General features: G+C 34.0%; 19 protein-coding genes. 16 read left to right on the top strand and 3 right to left on the bottom strand.

Going from position 1 to position 19,330, the window contains the following annotated elements:
• Positions 1–186: 186 nt before the first annotated feature.
• The 3 genes from PND65_RS08360 (at position 187) to PND65_RS08350 (ending at position 4,056) form a co-directional block, all read left to right on the top strand.
• On the top strand, positions 187–2,178 hold the full coding sequence (locus tag PND65_RS08360; RefSeq protein ID WP_271991356.1) for an MSCRAMM family protein: 1,992 nt from the start codon (positions 187–189) through the stop codon (positions 2,176–2,178).
• 77 nt (positions 2,179–2,255) lie between these two features.
• Complete coding sequence (gene cysE, locus PND65_RS08355; protein WP_022355594.1) at positions 2,256–2,798, top strand: serine O-acetyltransferase; 543 nt, start codon at positions 2,256–2,258, stop codon at positions 2,796–2,798.
• A gap of 10 nt (positions 2,799–2,808) precedes the next feature.
• On the top strand, positions 2,809–4,056 hold the full coding sequence (locus PND65_RS08350; protein WP_271991358.1) for a hypothetical protein: 1,248 nt from the start codon (positions 2,809–2,811) through the stop codon (positions 4,054–4,056).
• Positions 4,057–4,070: 14 nt separating this feature from the next.
• Here PND65_RS08350 and PND65_RS08345 read toward each other — a convergent pair whose 3' ends face one another.
• Positions 4,071–4,622 (bottom strand): hypothetical protein, encoded by a 552-nt coding sequence (locus tag PND65_RS08345; RefSeq protein ID WP_271991359.1) that lies wholly within the window; start codon positions 4,620–4,622, stop codon positions 4,071–4,073.
• A gap of 81 nt (positions 4,623–4,703) precedes the next feature.
• Here PND65_RS08345 and PND65_RS08340 point away from each other — a divergent pair, with 81 nt between their 5' ends.
• Genes PND65_RS08340 through PND65_RS08295 form a run of 10 tightly spaced genes read left to right on the top strand, consistent with a single transcriptional unit; the run spans position 4,704 to position 14,412 of the window.
• Positions 4,704–5,669, top strand: coding sequence for an FHA domain-containing protein (locus PND65_RS08340; protein ID WP_271991362.1), 966 nt, complete (start codon positions 4,704–4,706; stop codon positions 5,667–5,669).
• A gap of 2 nt (positions 5,670–5,671) precedes the next feature.
• On the top strand, positions 5,672–7,084 hold the full coding sequence (locus PND65_RS08335; protein ID WP_271991364.1) for a protein kinase family protein: 1,413 nt from the start codon (positions 5,672–5,674) through the stop codon (positions 7,082–7,084).
• Positions 7,085–7,086: 2 nt separating this feature from the next.
• Positions 7,087–8,928 (top strand): hypothetical protein, encoded by a 1,842-nt coding sequence (locus PND65_RS08330; protein WP_271991367.1) that lies wholly within the window; start codon positions 7,087–7,089, stop codon positions 8,926–8,928.
• Positions 8,921–12,355, top strand: coding sequence for an FHA domain-containing protein (locus PND65_RS08325; protein ID WP_271991369.1), 3,435 nt, complete (start codon positions 8,921–8,923; stop codon positions 12,353–12,355). The genes PND65_RS08330 and PND65_RS08325 overlap by 8 nt, the downstream gene beginning before the upstream one ends.
• The gene (locus PND65_RS08320; protein WP_087319534.1) at positions 12,336–12,566 is read left to right on the top strand and encodes a hypothetical protein; all 231 of its coding nucleotides are present in this window, start codon (positions 12,336–12,338) and stop codon (positions 12,564–12,566) included. The genes PND65_RS08325 and PND65_RS08320 overlap by 20 nt, the downstream gene beginning before the upstream one ends.
• Positions 12,567–12,582: 16 nt before the next feature.
• A complete protein-coding gene (locus PND65_RS08315; RefSeq protein WP_015535840.1) occupies positions 12,583–12,876 on the top strand; it encodes a WXG100 family type VII secretion target in 294 nt (97 codons plus the stop codon).
• A gap of 11 nt (positions 12,877–12,887) precedes the next feature.
• Complete coding sequence (locus tag PND65_RS08310) at positions 12,888–13,184, top strand: WXG100 family type VII secretion target (protein ID WP_087158343.1); 297 nt, start codon at positions 12,888–12,890, stop codon at positions 13,182–13,184.
• Positions 13,177–13,362, top strand: coding sequence for a prefoldin domain-containing protein (locus tag PND65_RS08305; RefSeq protein ID WP_022355585.1), 186 nt, complete (start codon positions 13,177–13,179; stop codon positions 13,360–13,362). The genes PND65_RS08310 and PND65_RS08305 overlap by 8 nt, the downstream gene beginning before the upstream one ends.
• Positions 13,343–14,128 (top strand): hypothetical protein, encoded by a 786-nt coding sequence (locus PND65_RS08300; RefSeq protein ID WP_087158342.1) that lies wholly within the window; start codon positions 13,343–13,345, stop codon positions 14,126–14,128. The genes PND65_RS08305 and PND65_RS08300 overlap by 20 nt, the downstream gene beginning before the upstream one ends.
• An 11-nt stretch (positions 14,129–14,139) precedes the next feature.
• A complete protein-coding gene (locus PND65_RS08295) occupies positions 14,140–14,412 on the top strand; it encodes a DUF4176 domain-containing protein (RefSeq protein WP_035400932.1) in 273 nt (90 codons plus the stop codon).
• A gap of 11 nt (positions 14,413–14,423) precedes the next feature.
• Here the strand turns inward: PND65_RS08295 and PND65_RS08290 are convergent, their stop codons facing one another.
• Positions 14,424–15,335: a peptidylprolyl isomerase PrsA family protein gene (locus PND65_RS08290; RefSeq protein ID WP_271991371.1), complete on the bottom strand. Its 912-nt coding sequence runs from the start codon at positions 15,333–15,335 to the stop codon at positions 14,424–14,426.
• Positions 15,335–16,354: a peptidylprolyl isomerase gene (locus tag PND65_RS08285; protein ID WP_271991372.1), complete on the bottom strand. Its 1,020-nt coding sequence runs from the start codon at positions 16,352–16,354 to the stop codon at positions 15,335–15,337. Before PND65_RS08285 ends, PND65_RS08290 begins: the two co-directional genes overlap by 1 nt.
• A gap of 131 nt (positions 16,355–16,485) precedes the next feature.
• Between PND65_RS08285 and sufC the strand changes: the two genes are divergently transcribed.
• Genes sufC through PND65_RS08270 form a run of 3 tightly spaced genes read left to right on the top strand, consistent with a single transcriptional unit; the run spans position 16,486 to position 19,323 of the window.
• Positions 16,486–17,301, top strand: coding sequence for a Fe-S cluster assembly ATPase SufC (gene sufC / locus PND65_RS08280; protein WP_022355582.1), 816 nt, complete (start codon positions 16,486–16,488; stop codon positions 17,299–17,301).
• 2 nt (positions 17,302–17,303) lie between these two features.
• Positions 17,304–18,095, top strand: a complete 792-nt coding sequence (locus PND65_RS08275; protein ID WP_271991375.1) for a SufD family Fe-S cluster assembly protein — start codon at positions 17,304–17,306, stop codon at positions 18,093–18,095.
• Positions 18,082–19,323 (top strand): aminotransferase class V-fold PLP-dependent enzyme, encoded by a 1,242-nt coding sequence (locus tag PND65_RS08270; RefSeq protein WP_271991377.1) that lies wholly within the window; start codon positions 18,082–18,084, stop codon positions 19,321–19,323. Before PND65_RS08275 ends, PND65_RS08270 begins: the two co-directional genes overlap by 14 nt.
• Positions 19,324–19,330 lie beyond the last annotated feature (7 nt).

The following is a 19,330-nucleotide window of genomic DNA, read 5'->3' as shown; positions in this document are numbered from 1 at the left end:
AGGGGTTCATACACATATAAAAAGGGACTAATAGTCCAAAGTAGTTCAAAAACTACTCAACTGTTAGACCCTCTTTTATTTTTTTTAGATATAAATCCCAAAAAATCCCGAAAAATTTCATAATTTTTTTGTCCTTTTGCTCATTTCCGGTGTGATAGATAAGTGAACAGTGAAAGGAGAAAGAATATGAATTTTAAAAAATTAGGAAAGAAACTGTTTATACTTGTTTTGTTGCTTACTTCTATTTTTAGAATAAGCATGCCGATTTTGGCTGCAACAGGAAATGTATCTTTGGATACGCACGGAGATCGATGGAGGATGGGATTATCCACTGTTTTTTATGATCGTTATCTACAAACTCAAAGAAATATAACGAGCATAAGGATCGATAATTTTAGTATTAATGGACAAAATGCTTATTGTGTAGAGCCAAATGTTGAAATTTATCCTTCGATTGCAATGGAAATATTGGATGGACAGGCTGCCTTAAATGCACTTCATACCGCAGGCTATTCGGATTCTCAAATTAATGAAATGGCATTGATTTCAAGCTTAGGGTATGGATATGCCAATGATTTCTCAGAAGAAATGAATGCAGCAACACAGGTGCGAATTTGGCAAGTACATTTTGGCGATGTGATATCAAATATTCCGGCAGACATTCAAGCCCGTATTGATGTGATCAATGAAAGAATTCGTAAGATGAATACATCTTTATCATTTGAAAATCAGACTGTGGAATTAAACGGATATGGTGAAAAATATGCAGTCACTCTTGAAGACACAAATGGGATTTTATCCGACTATGTCTTAAATTCATCGATTGCAGGTGTGCATGTTGAAAAAAATGGAAACACATTAAGATTATGGGTGGAAAAAGGAAGTGCAGAATCAGGTACAATCACATTTGATGGATTGTATTCTAGAAATGAAGCAAACAATAATTGCATTGCATATTTTAATCCACAAAATCAAACGTTGGCTTCTTTTGGTAAAACAACTCCTAGGCAGGCGTCATTTAATTATCGTGTAAAAGAAACTGAAGGAAGAATACAAGTCAACAAGATTGGAGAAGCTTTAAAATCCGCGACTGTAACGACTGAAGAAAAAAAGACAAAAACGGCTTTTGAATACGAAGAAATCGGTCTGGAAAACACGCAATTTGAAGTGATTGCGGCTGAAGATATTAAGGATCCAGCTGGCGATATAGTGTATAAACAAGATGAAAAAGTTGATACGATCACTACAGATCAAACCGGTGTTGCCTTAACCAAAGATCTTCCTTTTGGAAAATATATTCTAAAAGAAGTGCAGGCTACTGTAGGCTATGTGCAAAATAAAGATCCAATTGAAGTAGAGCTGCAGATTAGTGAAGATGGTCAAACCGTTGTTCAAAAGGACATTAAAAATGAGCGTGTCAAAATTGCGCTGGATTTAGAAAAAGTATCTGCTTCGACAAAGAAACCTCTTCAAAATGCACTGTATGGTTTGTATCTTAAAGAAGATTTAAATGGAGTAGATGGCATTGTTCTTCCAAAAGATACTTTAGTTGAAACAAGTTATTCAAATGAAGATGGAAAAATTTTCTTTGATGGTGATTTTCCTCTCGCATTGTATGAATTAAAGGAAATTGAACCATGCCCTGGTTATGCACTAAATACAGAAATTATTGAAATTGATGCAAGAAATCCAAAAGATACGGATACGATTCATATAGAGAAGGTTTTAGAAAATGATTTTAATACGATATCTATATGTGTAAATAAAGTCGATCAAAATAACAATGTGATCAAAAATAACCGTTTTGAATTTGGTTTGTATAAAGATAAAGAATGTAAAGAGCTGATTGAATCAAAAATTAATGAAGATAATGCAGGTTATGTTCAATTTAATGATCTTGATGTAGGTACATACTACATCAAAGAAATAACAGCACCAAACGGATATAAGTTATCCGATGAAGTTGTTTGTGTTCAAGTAAAGGAATATGGTCAAGTATTGATCAATGAAAAAGAAGTTAAAACTGATGAAGAGAGAGTGTATTCTTTATCATATAAGAATGAAAGAATACCTGAAATTCAAACAGGGTTACAAAACAATACAACATTGTTTGTTGCCTTGATTGCTATATCAGGAGCGACAATTTTGATCTATTTGGTTCGTAAATATAAGGCGTAAGTTTATCTTACGTCCTTTTTGTATGTTTTAGATTGCGATACTTGCAATTTTACTGAAAATAAACTAAACTTTCTTATATGAACGGTGCTGAAAAAAAACGTTCTTTTTTTAAAGACGCTGCTTATAACATAAAACGTACCATGGAATTAGATCCAGCTGCACATTCAAAATTAGAAGTATTTTGGTTATATCCCCATATCAAAGCTTTAGGTTTTCATCGTATAGCACATTGGTTTTGGGTTAGAAACCATACTTTTATTGCACGTTGGATTTCAAATATTGCTCGCAATTGGACGGGTATCGAAATTCATCCTGGAGCTACAATAGGCCGTGGATTGGTTATTGATCATGGCATGGGCGTTGTCATCGGAGAAACGGCTGTTATCGGCGATGACTGCCAGCTTTATCATGGCGTTACGTTAGGTGGAACAGGTTCTGTTCATGTTAAAAGACATCCCACTTTAGAAGATGGAGTTTATGTTGGTTCTGGGGCAAAATGCCTGGGTAATATAACGCTTCACAAAGGAGCTAAAGTAGGAGCCAATGCCGTTTTATTAAAAGATGTGCCGGCTTATGCAACGGCTGTTGGCGTTCCGGCTAGAATTATTGAAAAGAAGTAGTGAGGATTCTATGTGGAAATATCGTTGTAAAACGCATTTGTTATCGCTTCTAGGAGCATTTATCGTAGGATGTGTGGTAACAGCTATCTTTTTCTTTACAAATACTGAAACATATTTACAGATATTGCCTGCTGATGTATATAAGTTTATTTCTGAGAATATTTGGCTTACATGTGCAGCAGGAGGTTTATCTTTTGCCGGTGTCATTAATATCATCTTGATTGCTCAGATGTTGATGTCACTGTATAATCTAAATCCTTTTATCTTTATTATTTTGATCATGTTTGCCGCAGAACCTTTGGTAATTCTAGGAATTGTATTGGTCGTTCCAGCGATTATTGTTTGTATCTATGGTATGGTCAGCTTGTATAAAGAACGTGGCAAAGAGATGAAAGCCCACAATTTTTCTCAAGATGAAGAACTTGTAAGAATGTATAAATTGCATCATAAATTGGATGAGAACGTTAAATCATTAGCTGAAAATTGTCGCAAGAATGTCAATAAGATGACATATCTATACATTTTAGGGATTGTCGCCTTGTTCTGTGTTTTATTCTTTATTCAGAATATCATGATTGCAACTCTGGCTTTTTTGTTCTATATGTTTTTATTCAATATATTGTTGCGGTATCGAGCTTCCTGCTTGATTCCAATAACTTCTCTATTATATGACAAGTGTGATCCTGAGGCCTGTGCTTCAGCAATTATCTACTATTCAACAAAGAACAAAAAAGTAAAGCTTAAATCTCAAACATTGTTTGCTCAGTGTCTAATTTATTTAGATGATCCACAATTAGCTCAGGATATTTTGATCAATTATCCACGAAAAGATGCTGCGAGCTCTTTATCATACTGGTCTTTGATGGCAAATATTTATTATTTAATGAAAGATGAAGACGGATTGAACCGCTGCAAAGAAGAAGCTCAAAAAATTCAACTTGGTTTTGGTCAGACCGGTGTCATGATCCAAAATGAAGAATTGGCTTCTATTCAAAATAAAATCGATTTGATGAATGGAGAATTCAGCACTTGTAAGAAATATTATCTAGATTCGTTAAATAAAGCTCGTTTTACTTTCCAACAAGTTGATTCTTGTTATTACATCGCATTGATCTCATTTGTAGAACAGGATTATCCACTTGCGAATATGTATTTCGATCGAGTAATTAATTTAGGTAATAAAATGTGTTATGTTTCAAAAGCTAAACACTATCAGTCCAAGATGGAAAATATGAATCTTGATATCAATGAAGGCTAGAAAGCCTTCTTTTTTTATGCATTTTTTACATACCATATACCTAGGTATAAATTGATCAAAGTCGAAAACAAGATTTCACTTAGTGAAGTAACATGACCTAGTCCAAACAGAACTAAGGTGCAAATTGAAAATAATAAAAATAAATATTGAAGGTGTTTTTGTAAAGAAGTATCTACATAACACGCAGGATCAAAATAAGCTCGAATCCATTCTAAAATAAATAAGAAGACAGCAGCTACAGCTATCCATACATGCAAATCATTGATCCAAAATACCAGTGTATCCGAGTAGGGAATAATACAGGATATGCACATAGCTAAACAGATGATCTTATGGAGATGCTTGTGATAATAAATACGATATTTATTCCAGATATGTTTAGAATAGAAATAAAATCCCAAAGCACTTGAAATGGCCCATAATACAAGATAGATGGTATGGCCTAATTGGTTTCCTATATAGCTTTGATTATCGTAAGATACATCGATCCAGAAGAAAGGAAGGATGTTTAATAACGGATTGATAATCAAAAAATGAAGATAAACGTAAGATTTTTTAAATTTCATGAAAAAATTTTACGTTTTTTTTGTCATTTTGTCCAATTGAAGTGTGATAGAAAATAGGAGCGCAAAAAAGGAGGTGTTTTGATGCAAGATTGGGTGGACGTAATCGAAAGAAATGATCAAAGAATGAAGTTGAGACTTAAATCGAACAAATTGTTGGATGTATCACTGTTTGAACGATTTGAACATGACGATCTATGTTTAAGATGTGTTTTAAATGATACCGCTTCTGCAACGATAACTTATGCTATACAGGATTTTCTTTCCCTTGATGATTTTTTAGATCAATATACATTCAAAAAAGAAGAAGGATATACATTTTTAGAGAATCTTTTTACCAGTGCCGTTGCGGTCAATCGCAATAAACCTGTATTGGTAGATCCTGAGTTTATATTTGTGTCAAATGTTGGTGATCGATTTGCCTTTGTTGGCATTCCTCTTGTGATTGATGAATGGTTGATACAAAAAGATGTATGGATCGAAATCGTAAAATATTTGATCAATCACTTTAAGAGTGAACATGCCTATGAAATCAATGGATTCTTGATCAAATTTGTAGAGTCATCTGAATTTTCATTGCCCAATCTCATTCTTGCAATCAAGGCTTTACATGATTCGTATTATCCTAAAAAGCTGTTTCACTTTAAACGCAATAACAGTTTCGTGTTAAAGCGTCCCTTAATACCTAATACGATCATCAAAGAGTGCGTACAAGAGTATGGTCACCTGCCACAAGAAGAAAAAACTCAATTAATAGGCTCATTTGATGAGTATAAGGTGTATTTAAGTGATGGGACGACAAATTATCCTTTGATAGGAGAAACAGTTCTTATAGGACGTTCTATGGCTTGTGATATTCGCATTGAATCTTTAGAGATATCTTTGAAACACGCAAAACTGACTTGTGTCGATGATCGATGGTATATCCAGGATCTTAAAAGCAAGAACAAGACATATTTAAATGAAAAATTGGTCCAGCGAAAGATGCGATTAAAAGATGGCATGGTCATATCTTTTTCGCAGAAACAGTTTACCTTTCATGAAAAGTAATCATGATCTTGAATGATAGATATTTAATTCAGGAACAGATTCAAAAATCATCGTGGATCAATGTATATGTCGTAGAAGATCAGTTGACATCCAAGTTGTATATTGCCAAAGAAGTCTTAAAAGAGGCAAATCCAATCTTGATTCACCAGTTTCACGTTGAAGTTGATGTTTTAAGTCAACTTGAACACAAACACTTTCCTTCAATAATCGATGTGTTCGAAACGCGAAATAGTATGATCTTGATCGAAACCTACTTTAAAGGTATTGATCTGGGTCAATGGCTTTTAAAACATGACAAGATATCTCAAAAACTAAAGAAAAAGTGGATCTTAGATTGTATAGACATGTTACAACATATTCACGAAAAAGGATTTTTATATATCGATCTAAAGCCCGAAAACTTGATCATTGTGGATGAAGAAATTTATCTGATTGATTTCAATGCCTGCCTTGAAAAGACTTCTCATCAAGCAATCTTAGCTTCCAAGGTTAATATGGCTCCAGAATTTTTAGAAACAGGATATTTAGATCAGACCAGTGACATATATGGAATGGGAGGGATATTATTAGCATTATACTCACGTGGTCCTTGTAGAAAGCTTGCACAAAAATGTCGAGATACACTTCCTTCTAAACGTATTCGCTCAATGAAGCAATTAAAGCGATGCTTTCTGCTATGTTGTAGAGCTAAGTATATCTTAAGTATTATCATTTGTATTTTGTTGTCTGTCTTTCTATTTAGTTTACTTTTTAGATATACATTAGCTACTCCATTATCTAAATATCTGGATACTAAAAATTCATCAGATTTGATCAGTGCCTATCAATTCACACTTAATCAGGCAGAGGGAACTTATCAACAAAAAGTTCAAGATACGCTTTATTTATGGATTGATAATGGCTGGATCTCAACATCTGTATTAGAGGATGAGAAAGTGGCTCGCTTTCTTTTGAAACAAGCTATTCAATCACAAAACATCTCCTGGTGCTCCTATATCTTAAACTTGTTGAATGATGATGTGAAAGATCAATTGATTGACTTGGTCTTGTTGACAAACGTCTATATTGAACAGACCCAGAACATTCAATATGAACACATCCATAGATTTTTGAATGATCTAAAGACAAAAACACTAAGTACATCGCAAAAAATGGAAAATATGTTTTTGATATTGAATGTCATCAATGAATGCGAAATTATTTTGAAACAACAGGATCTGGATATTCTGTATAAGCTTCAATCCAATCTGTCAGATCAACAAAATGAGATCTTACGTTCTTTGGCAAATGCGTATCTTTCTTATGGATTGATCATACAAGATGAAGATCTAGAATTTAAGATTCCTTCGTTTTATACAGAATTATTTAAAGATGATTTAGAAAAGTTAGAAATAATACAATTTTTAGGAGGATAAGTATGATTGAATATATGTTCTATTCTACGATCGCACTCTCGTATATCGAACTGGATAAAGATACATTAACCGAACCAGACGATGTCTATGTAACACTTGATTCTTCGATCGATATTGAGAAAAGCTCGTTTTGGTATCAAGGAGAAAAGATTCGACCACAAAATGGCAAGATCTTCTTTCATGTGTATGAAGAAGATGGGTCTATATTTCGCTATATTCTAAAAGATAGTAATGGAAATGTATTAGAAGACTCCAGTAAAACGATTACGCTGGATTCAATCAATCCTGAAATAGAAGTAAAAGTGAATGAGCATTTAATAGAGGATACTCTTTATCTTGTTGATAAAACACCATTATCCATTACTTGTACGGATACACATCTTGAGAACTTTGATGTTTATGTGGATGATGTGTTGATGGAAGAAGATGATCAATTGGAAGTTGAACCAGGTGCTAGACAAATTAAGATCGTTGCATCCGACAGTTTTGGACACGAGACGATTCGTTTGATTGATGTTAAAAGGATTAATGTTCCAGTCATTGACGTTAATCAAGATTATGATGCTTATACACTAGATCCATCTTTTCATTTTGATTTTAATGAAGTGATAAAAGAATCTTTTTCCTTGATCATGTATGTGGACGGGATCAAGACTCGAGAATTCGATTGCAAAGATCTAGAAGAGTTAGAAATTAAATTGGATAAGACGGGAGATTATCTATTTCAGCTTGTTCTTCCACAAGCTTTGTATTTAAATTTTCAGATTGAGGATCACGATCAATATCTGATTCATTTTTCCAATGATGAATTGTATTTGAATATGATTCCTGATACATATCAAACAAATGAAACTGTGTTCGTGAATATGAATTGGAACCCTCGTTATGTAAAAAATACATATTTAGAAATATGGAATGGTCGATATTGGATTCGTCGTGATATTATTGATCAAATTGTTTTTGCTGCCATTCCAGGTCAAAGTATTCAATACTATGCTAGAGCTTATGTTGAGGATATGTTTTCTAGGAAAGTAGAGAAAGAAGTAAGTGTTTTGGTAGATTGCCAACCACCAGAAATCTCACTGCAAGGAAATGGACAGATCTTAAAAGAAAATGAATTAAATATCTTGGAAAAAGATACGATCATAGAATATTTATCCAGCGAAAAGACAAAAGTAACCATGAAGTTTAAGATCAATGATCAAGAAATGCAAAATATCACTTTAAATCAGGCCTTTTCACAACTAAAAAAAGACGATGTGCTGTATGTGGATATTCTCGCAAAAGATGAAGTAGGGAATCTGAGCAGTAAAACATATCTTATTAAAAAGGAACCAATTGTATTAACAAATCCAATCATAACAACATCTTATGAAACCTCCTCTTTTGATCCGTTTAATCAAGATATTGCTCATATTGATCATATTTGGAAAGTCGATGAATCTAACAATTTGATCCAACATGAAACTGTTAAAAAAATCAATGATATGACCAAACCGACAATTCGTTTTATTCGTAAAAATGATAATACGATTCGAATCATCTTGATGAAGGGAGCCGAGTATTCAAATGATTGCTTTCAAAAAATCATGATCGATGATAAACCTATAGACTTATCGCTTTTAAAGAAAGATAAGTTTGGTAACTATTACTATGATCATGTTTTTCATACTTCGCATTGTACGATAAAAGCTATTGCGACAGATGCTTCTGGAAATAAGACCAGTTTACAGGAAGAGTTTACCTTTTCGCTATATCAATGGCTCATTCCAGCTTGTTTGATTACTTTTGTGACATTATTAAGCTTGATCGTTTATCAAATCAGGAAACGTATTCATGGCTAGAATCTTTTTGGTTTTTAATTGTACTTGTTCTCATTATGAAATAAAAAATAAGTTATATATCAAAGATCTAAATTTTGAACTGAAAAAGAATATTTTGAATTTATCTTACCAAAAGGAAACATATCAACTTTTAGATCAAGAATCGATTCGTCTTGGACCATATGTTATTGTATTTGATTTAGCTAAAAAAGAAACATGGTTTTTATACCCTTTAGAAGATGAATGTTTGATTGGTCGTGATGATAGTTGTGATATATGCATCTTATCTTCAAGGGTATCTAAAAAACATTGTCGCCTTGTGCAAAATGAGGATCTATTTGTGATTCATGATCTGAATAGTACGAATGGGATCTTTGTGAATCGTAAAAGGATCAAAGAAAAAACATTACAGGGTGGAGATGAAATCATCATTTATGATATTTTGATATATTTTGTCGAAGGGTATTTGGTAATTAATAAAAAACCAAAACATGAAGTAAATAAAGTAAGATCTCAATTCAAGAAGGATCAATCTTTGAGTTTGAAAAAAGGCCTATGTAGATTTCCGCAAGATATCAATTCTTTAACAGTGCGTGTAGAGATGCCTATCATAAAAGAACCAATCAAAAAAGCAGGTGTTTTTGCAAGTATCGGTTCTTCGATTTTGATCTTGTTTTCTAGTTTATTATCTTGTATAGCTTTAAAACTGTTTTCTGATATCGCTCTTGAGAGCATATTTTCAACAATGTTTACAAGTTTATCAATGAGTGTAGCTTTCTTTGTGTATGGCTTGATCAATCGTCAACTCACCTATAAGTCCCAACAAAAGCTGAATAAAGATGAAGAGAAGCTGTATTTGGAATATTTAGAACAACTAAAAACAGAATTGGATGAATTCAAAGAAAAAACAGCACATCAAATCATACAGGATCAAAAAATATTTACTGGTTTTTCAAAGAATTCTTTTGGGATTTATGAAAACAAGGAACTTTTGATGGCGGTTGGTATGCAGAAAAACAATGTAATTGATTTTGAAAAACAAGATGCAAGTTATTTGTATAAGATGCAGACATTATTTAAAAAAAGAGAACAGTTTATCGCAGATTATGATGTTCAAATAAATAAGAACGTATATTTCAATGAATTTAATAAGCTTTGGATACAAAGGAAATGGGATCAATCAATCCTGGATATGATCATGATGCAATATAGCTGGTTAAATCTTAATCATTTTAGAAAAATCGTTTTTCTAGTTCATGAACGAAGTGAAGTGAAACGATATCTAGATCATCCAGCAATCATTAAAGACAAAAGGCGTCTTATTGCAACAAATTCAAAAGAAATCAAGGAACTAAGTTCCTTGATCAAGGGATTGCCTTATATCTATATCGTATCCAATGAAAAATTGATCGTAGATATTCCTTCGGAACATTTTTCTTTGATTTATATAGGAAATGAACCATCTATATATCCATATGATCGCATATACACAGATGATTTATTAACTATTGAATTTTCAAGAGATAAAATTCGCAGTTCAATAGAATATTTTTATCAAAATAAACCAACATATAGAGCTGATGATCTACATCCTGATTTTGAACATGATTCAGTTTGTTTAAAAGTGAAGATGGGATTGGATGACAATCAAGAAATCATAACAATTGATTTTTCCGAGAAAGCACATGGACCACACGCTCTGGTAGCGGGTACAACTGGATCTGGAAAATCTCAATGGCTGTCTTATCTATTGATGATGTTGATCGTACAAAACTCACCAGAATACCTTCAATACATCTTGATTGATTTTAAAGGGGAAGCATTTGGACAAGCCTTTTTAAAGTTTGATCATTGTGCGGGTATTATCAGTAATCTTGAAGAAAACGCAATGAATCGCTTTGTCTTAAGTATGGAAAGTGAAATTAAGCAACGACAGCTGTTGTTGAAGAAAATGATGAGCGAGTATCCAACAAAATTAAGCCATATTGATGTATACAATGAAATTTATCAAGATAAAATTTCGCATTTATTTGTAATTGTGGATGAATTTGCCCAATTAAAATCTCGTTTTTCACAACATTTACATTCTTTGATTGAAATGGCACGAATTGGACGTTCTTTAGGCATTCATCTGATCTTATCGACACAAAAACCTTTAGGTATCGTTGATGATCAAATTTGGGCCAATGCCAATCTTAAAGTTTGTTTAAGAGTGAACAGCGAAACAGACAGTCGTGAAATTCTTCATAATGATCATGCATCCAAGTTGGTTGAACCTGGTGAATTTATCATGCAGGTTCAAGATGCAGAAAGAAAAGGAAAAGCTTTTTATCTATATGAAGAGATATCAAACAACAGAGATTTTACGATCGTAGATAGTATGGATCATGTTCTTTATTCTAAAAACGAAAAGAAAGAAACTTTATTTCAATATTTATCCAATCAATTGTTGAAACAGGCAAAAGGACACCATTGGATCGTGTGTCCTGATTTGAACACATACCAGAAACTTAATGAAGGCTTTCTATTGATTGACATGCCACAGAAACAAAGTCAAAGAATTTTTGATTTCAAGGATCCTTTTTTGATCTATACCAAAAATATAAATCAAATTATGCAGTCAATTTTATCTTGTATTCAAAGTAAGAATGTTTATCTAAAGGGATTTGATGTTTATAAAGAGTATGTTGATGAAGTATTGGATGAAATCGGTTTTTGTATTAAAAGTCCTCTATTAAAGGAGAATGACTTTTTGATCATCGATAATCTAGAAGATTTTAAAGAAGTAAATGCACTGCAATGCATTGTAATCGTGATTATTGACCAGTTGAATTTTAAAGATATTTCATTGATCAAATCTTTTACAGAACGTATGGCATATCAGATCAATGATATCGAAAGTCTACGATATTTCTTTGATGGCTATCCAATTCATCAAAACACACAACATCCACAAATTCTATATGAACATGCGGTATATGAATGTGTCTTAAACAAGGGACATCCTTTGAAGAAGAAAAATAAAAAACAAATCTTAAAACTAGAAAACTCAGATAGATTTTTATTGGGATTTGATGTTGAAACAAAAAGACCAGTGTTTCATAAAAACGATAAACAGATCTTGTTTTGTTACGAAAAAGTAGAGGCGATAGAAGTAATAGAAAGAATTTTGTCGCAATGGAAAAAATCAAATGATCAGCTGACCATTAGTAAACAATTAGATGAAACTGCAGATGTATATGTATTAAAGAGTTCTACGATGAATTTGGTTACGTTTGAGAAGATACAAAACAAAATGAATCTTGTATGGGTAGGAAATGACTTTATAGAAAAAGGATTTATGATCAAGAGAAAATTTCCGTTGTTTCAAGGAGAACTGTATTTTTGGCATGAGAATGAAGTATTCAATGTTAGAGAGGTAAGACAAAATGGAGTTGATTCATATTAAAGTTTTTAATCAAGAAAAAGCGTATGACGTATGGATCGAAGAAGACTGCAAGGTCAATGACTTTATTGAAGATGTCATTCAGTTGTGGTTTAAAGAACAATACGCCTATGAACATTTCCTCTATCACATTGATGAAAAAAAGATATTGGTTTCTCATTTAAGCTTTAAGGAAAATCATGTAATACATTCAGATCAATTGATCTTATTTTGAAGAAAGGAATAGACAAATGCAGATAAGAGTAGATTATGAACAAGTTCATCAAAGTGCATCCATGATCAAACAAAAGGCTGCACAATATGATGAAACGATACAAAAAATATATTCACGTATGTATCAAATGCAAAGTGTATGGCAGGGAAGTGACAATCAAGCCTTTATCGATAAGCTTGAACAGTTTAAACCTCAATTAAATCGTATGACAGAGATAATTGAACAGTATGCTTTGTATTTGCAGAAGAGCGCTGATAATTATCAAGCTTTGTTGCAGGACAGGATCATGAAAGCTAAGAATTTAGCATAGAAAGGGTATTTATGAATAATGTACAAATTTCAAGTGATGATGTTTTACAATATGCAAATCAATTAAGCATGATGGAGCAGGAAATACTACAAATTTTCCAGGAAATTAAATCGAAAATGACGTATGTAGAAACGATTTGGTCATCGCCTGCCTCAAAGAATTTGATGAATCAATTTCAACGTATGTATCCTGTTTTTGATCAATACGTGCAGGCTTTGGGTGAATATGCTCTATATCTAAATCAGACGGCATCCAGCTATGCAGAAAATGAAGCTAATTTGACAGCGGCAATGAGTGCAAATGGATAGTTCTTTGATGTATTATCAAAATTTGAAACAGTCTTTGAATGCTTTGAAAAGTAAAATTGCAGATACTGTAAGTGATGTCAATGAAAGAAGTTATGTGCTTCAAGCTATCGATGAATTGTGTTTGTTATGTGATCAACAGATTCAGGAGATAAACATACATGTTCATCAACACAGATAGCTATCGTATGTTAGGTTTGCGATTTCAAGCTTTAAGAAATGATTCGATTCACGGAAATTATTCCAGGCAAATTTTGATTCAAAACAAATTAAAGGCATTACAGTCTTATTTTATAGAGACTGCCAATCTATTTGAAGAACACGAAAGTGGAAATACCAGTTTGTTTACAAATGGTCAGCTTAGGACCTCACACTATGAAAATATTAATATTCCAGCCATATTAACGAAACAAGATAAAAAGTCGTATTTTGGTTTTGGTGCGCAATACAATATCAAGGAAGCCACTCTTGGTTATCATAATGACTTAATTGATGCCAGTTTGCGCATGAACATAGGAGATGCCAAAGCAAATGTGGATGCCGAATTTTCATTGTGGAAAGATAAAAAATGGAATCCTAGATTTGAAGCGGAACTGGATGCAGATGTTGCATTAGCCAGTGCCAATCTTCAGGCTAAAGTAGGTGGTTCTAAGTTAAATGCGACTGTAGATGCAAGAGGAGCTGTAGGAGCCTTGTATGCAGATGCTACCTGCGTTTTATCGATGGAAGAACAAACAATCAAGGCAGGTGTTGGAGCCTGCGCGCTTAGAGGGGAAGCAAGTATCGCATTTAATATTTTTGGTGTAAAAGTAACGCTGACCGGACAAGGTTCGCTTGGAAGTGCGGAAGCAAATTTTGAATATAGCCATCGTAACAGAGAATGGATCATTGGATCAAAACTTGGCTTTATCGCAGGCCTTGGTTTTAAGATACGAGTAAATTATTAGAAAGGAAATTTATGAGAGAATTATTACCACTTGGCAGTGTAGTGGCCTTATATAATGGAACAAAGAAGTTAATGGTCATCGGACGCATTCAAAAGGCAGTAGAATCCGATGAGGTGTATGACTATTCAGCTTGTCTTTGGCCTCAGGGATATATAAACAAAGACTACGTCTATTTATTTAATCAGGAAGATATACGCTGTCTATATCATATTGGACACCAGGATACAGAAGAGTTTAATTTTCGCTTTATACTGGATGAAGAAATGAAAAAAATCGAAAAATAAAGAGTCAGTCGTTATGACTGACTCTCATCTGTTTTGGATAATTCAGGAAATTCAACTAGATATTCTGGATTGTTTTCTCTTAAGTAATCAAATACAGTTTGATCATGAACTGTAAAATTATATTTGTTTAGATAGTATACAAGACACTGTGTGCTAAAGTCTGAACTTGAGCTTAGATTTTCAATGATCTGATCTTTGATGTTCTCGTAATCGTTATCCACTAAAATAGCTACATAAGCTGTTGTCGTTCCACTACCGCTCTCAGATGTGAAAACTTCATCGGCAACACCAGCATCTTTCTGTTTATACATTGTGTTGATCAAACGTGTTGGAAGATCTGTGGACTGCGTTGTAATAAGAACTTCTTCATTTGAATAGCTGGCAGAATCACTGGAATACTCTTCGTAGACCTTATCCAGTTCTGTTCCATCTTGAACCGCTTCAAGTGCTTTTTGGGCTGTTTTTTCATCATCGCACTGAATGATCTTTACAACACTTGGTTTGTATTCACTGCGAATATCTGATTTTGCATCATCAAAGTATTTTTCGGTTAATTTCTCATATTGGGCATTTGGAATCAAGACTTTATCAATATAATCGTCTTTACCTTCATAACCCGCACTGATCAATTGATCTTCGATATCTGGAGTGTTGCTTTCTAATTCAGCATAGGAATCTTGTGCAGCCTGTTTGATTTCATCGCCACGGCCAATTTCTTCATCTAAAATAGCTTGACGAATCAATTCAACGCTCATGTTGCCACCGCTGGCTGCTTTTAAAAGATCATATAAATCACCTTTTGTGTATGTCGTATCTCCAATTGTCATAATAGATTCGCTGGAATCAGAAACAGTGGATTGGGCACCTCCACAACCTGTCAATAATAAGGCTGTACCTAACAGAAGTAGAGCTTTTCTTTTCATTATTCATTCTCTCCTTTCTGTGTGCTGATATAATCTTCAATTTTCTTCTGAACATCTTCATCGTTAAATTTAATGTCTAAGTTTTTTGCGTTTTCTTCAACGATCGTTACAGATAATCCTTGATTATTTTGTAAGAATGCATATAGCAACTGATCTGTCACATCCTCGTTTTTAGATTCATGGATCTTTTCGATATCTGTTTCATCGACATGAACTTTATATAGGCTGATAGCTCCTGTTGTTGAATCTGTAACAGTGATCCAGTCACTTGTTTGTCCTTTTTCCAACTCAAGTGCAGCTGAGATCACACTAGAATCGAGTGTAGTTGAAGAACTGGAAGAATTCGAATCGATATATCCATAGAAACCATCATTAGCTGCGGTTGTCTCATCTTCTGAGAATGCGGTTGCGGCATCCGCAAAGCTTCCGTCTTCTAGAGCCTGATCAATATTGTCTTTCTTTTTCTGTTCATCATCTGTTAATTCATCTGCGTCTGTTACACTCATAGAGATGATCGATACAGTTCGAGGACTGACACTTTCTACAGCTTTCTTATATTCGTCAAAATGTTCATCGACATAAGCTTTATTCATTTCTTTTTCTTTTACGCTTGTAAGGCAATAATCATCCAAGTCATCAATAGACTTATAGCCATAACTAGCTAATTCAGCTGCAAGACTTGCTTCATAATTGGTGCTGTTTGATTGTGCATTAGTACGAATTGTAGATTCAAGGGTGCTTGCATCTTCTTTTAAGCTGTCTGTTGTTTCAATTGTCTGGTTAATAACAGCATTGCGATACATATTGTATAAAAGCGTACTGTCAAAACTTTCAAGTTCATTATAAAGATCGTCAGCCGTGACATCTTTACCATCAATACTTGCGACAACTTCTTTACCATCCATTGTTTTACCAGATACGTTATAACGATTGGCATCAAAAATAAAGTATCCAATAAATGAAATTAGAATAACGGCAATTACGACAACAAACCAGTTATTCCTTAAAAATTCACCCATATTACTTCCTCCTTTGAAAATCTTTTAAATTATACGAAAAATCGCTATAAATTGCAATGAAACCCCAAATCGTATTAATTGAGATTTAAAGGAAAGTTTGTTATTATAGTATAACGAAAAGAGGAATACATATGTCAGAATTAGTGATTAAAGATCTACATGTTTCTGTAGAAGATAAAGAAATATTAAAGGGCTTGGATCTAACGATCAAAAGCAAAGAAAGACACGCTCTAATGGGGCCAAATGGAAATGGGAAAAGTACTCTATTAGCTGCCATTATGGGAAATCCAAAATACACTGTCACAAAAGGATCAATTGAACTTGATGGACAGGATGTTTTAAACATGGAAGTGGATGAGCGCAGCAAGGCTGGTTTATTTTTGGGAATGCAGTACCCTAGTGTAGTTTCTGGGGTAACCAATTCAGATTTTTTAAGAAGTGCCATCAATGCTCGTCAGGAAAAACCTATCTCTTTATTCAAATTTATCAAAGAAATGGATAAAGCAATCGAACAGTTGCAAATGAAACCGGATTTGGCTCATCGCTTTTTAAATGATGGTTTCAGTGGTGGTGAAAAGAAACGTAATGAAATCGTTCAGATGATGATGTTAAAACCATCAATTGCGATGTTGGATGAAATTGATTCTGGTTTGGATGTGGATGCCTTGAGAATTGTAAGCGATGCGATCATCAAAACGCAGGAAGAAACAGATATGGGCTTATTGATCGTGAGCCATTATGCTCGCTTCTATGAATATTTAAAGCCAACTCATGCACATGTTTTATTGGATGGAAAAATTGTTGTGTCTGGACAAGCAGATCTTGTTGATAAAGTTGATCAGGAAGGCTATGAATGGATCGAAAAAGAATTTGGTGTTTTCGCTAATAAGGAAGATAAAAAACAACCAATTTCTCTTGGTTCATGCGCCGTTAAAAAGGTGGCGTAGTTATGGAAAGAACATTTCAGGATACATTTAAGGAACAATTAAGTTCTACAAATGAAAAAACAATTCTAAATGTCCTTTCTCAAGCTTCAGGATCTTTGTTTTATGAAATTACAGAAGCAACAGATATAGATTTAGAGATCTGTATTGAATCCTCTGCTAATCTAAAGCTTTTTGTATTGAATCGATCCAATGGGGATGTAAATCTGAACTTAACGATCCACGTTGATCAGGATGCAACTTGCCAGATGGGTCTATTGGATCTTCAAGATGGCAAATTCAATTGGAAACAATATGTGGATTTAAAGAAAGCAGGAGCAGAGTTTAGTATTTTATCTGGCCAGTTGTGTATGCCGGATACGACAAAGATCTATTCAATGGAAGTATGCCATGAAGATGGCAATACATTTGGACAGATGCAAAACTTTGCGGTTCTTTTTGATCGTGCTCAATATGAAATGGTTGCCAATGGAAATATCAAAAAAGGGTGTGCCCAGGCACAGTCTCATCAGACAACAAGAGTTTTAACATTAGGAAAAGACCATACTGCAAAAGTGATTCCTTTATTGTTGATTGATGAAAATGAAGTAAAGGCAAGCCATGCACTTTCAATTGGACAGCCAGATGAGGAACAACTTTATTACTTATGTTCAAGAGGCCTTTCTAAACAACAGGCAATGGGTCTGTTGAGCGTTGGGTATTTCTTGCCCGTTCTTGATCTTGTCGAAGATAAAGAACTTTACGAATCCTTAAGAACTTACATGGAAAGCAAGGTGGGATTATATGGACGTCAATAAGATCCGTGAAGATTTTCCCATCCTTTCAAGAAAGATGAATGATAAACCTTTGGTTTATCTTGATAATGGGGCAACTACACTTAAACCTCAATGCGTAATTGATGCAGTATGCAATTATTATACATACCTTGGAGCGAATGCTCATCGAGGTGATTATCAGATGAGTGCTCAAGTGGATGAAGCATTTGAGAATGCTCGTATCACAGCTCAAAAGTTCATTAATGCCAAATATAAAGAAGAAATCGCTTTTACATCAGGTTCTACGATGGGATTAAATGAAATTGCGATCATGTTGACACAACAGGTATTAAAGTCTAATGATGTTGTATTAACTTGTGAGAGTGAACATGCTTCAAATATCCTTCCCTGGCAGCAGGCTGGAATAGCTAAAAATATCCAAGTAGAATACATAGAACTTGATCATGAAGGTAAAGTTACGATCGAGGCGGTTCAAAACGCTATTCATGATGGTGTTAAGATCATTACTTTGGCACATGTTTCAAATGTATTAGGCTTTGAAGCTCCTATTGAAGAAATTTGTAAGTTAGCTCATGAAAAAGGCATTCTCGTTGTGGTTGATGGAGCGCAGAGCACCCCTCATATCGACATTGATGTACAAAAGTTGGATTGTGATTTTTTTGTGTTCAGTGCACATAAATTGTGTGGTCCAACAGGTGTTGGTGTGATGTATGGAAAGAAAAAATGGATGGATATGCTTGAACCGGTTTTCTTTGGTGGAGAAAGCAATGCTCGTTTCAATAAATGTGGTGACTTGATCTTGAAAGAGAGTCCACTTAAATTTGAAAGTGGGACCCAGCCAATTGAAGGTGTGATTGGGATGGCTGCCGCCATGGATTACCTACAAAAAATTGGCAAGGATAATATCCATGCCCATGAAGTGATGTTAAAAGAGTATTTCTTGGAACAAGTCAAAGATTTAGACAAAGTAATCATATATAATGCGAATGCTAAAAGCGGAATATGTACCTTTAATATCATGGATAAAGGAAAGATGTTGTTTGCACAGGATGTAGCTGGATACTTAGATTCACTTGGAATTGCAGTACGATCAGGACAACACTGTGCTAAATTATTGCCGGATATATTACATACGCCGGGAACGTGTCGAGCCAGCTTCTATATCTACAACACAAAAGAAGATGTCGATAAGCTCGTTGAAGGATTAAAGAATGCCACAATTGAAAATTGTGTAAATATTTTCTTTTAAAGGAGGC

Source organism: Faecalitalea cylindroides (assembly GCF_028321995.1).
GTDB lineage: Bacteria > Bacillota_I > Bacilli_A > Erysipelotrichales > Erysipelotrichaceae > Faecalitalea > Faecalitalea cylindroides.
Note: the sequence above shows the minus strand (reverse complement) of the source record. Positions and strands in the feature narration are given on the sequence as shown.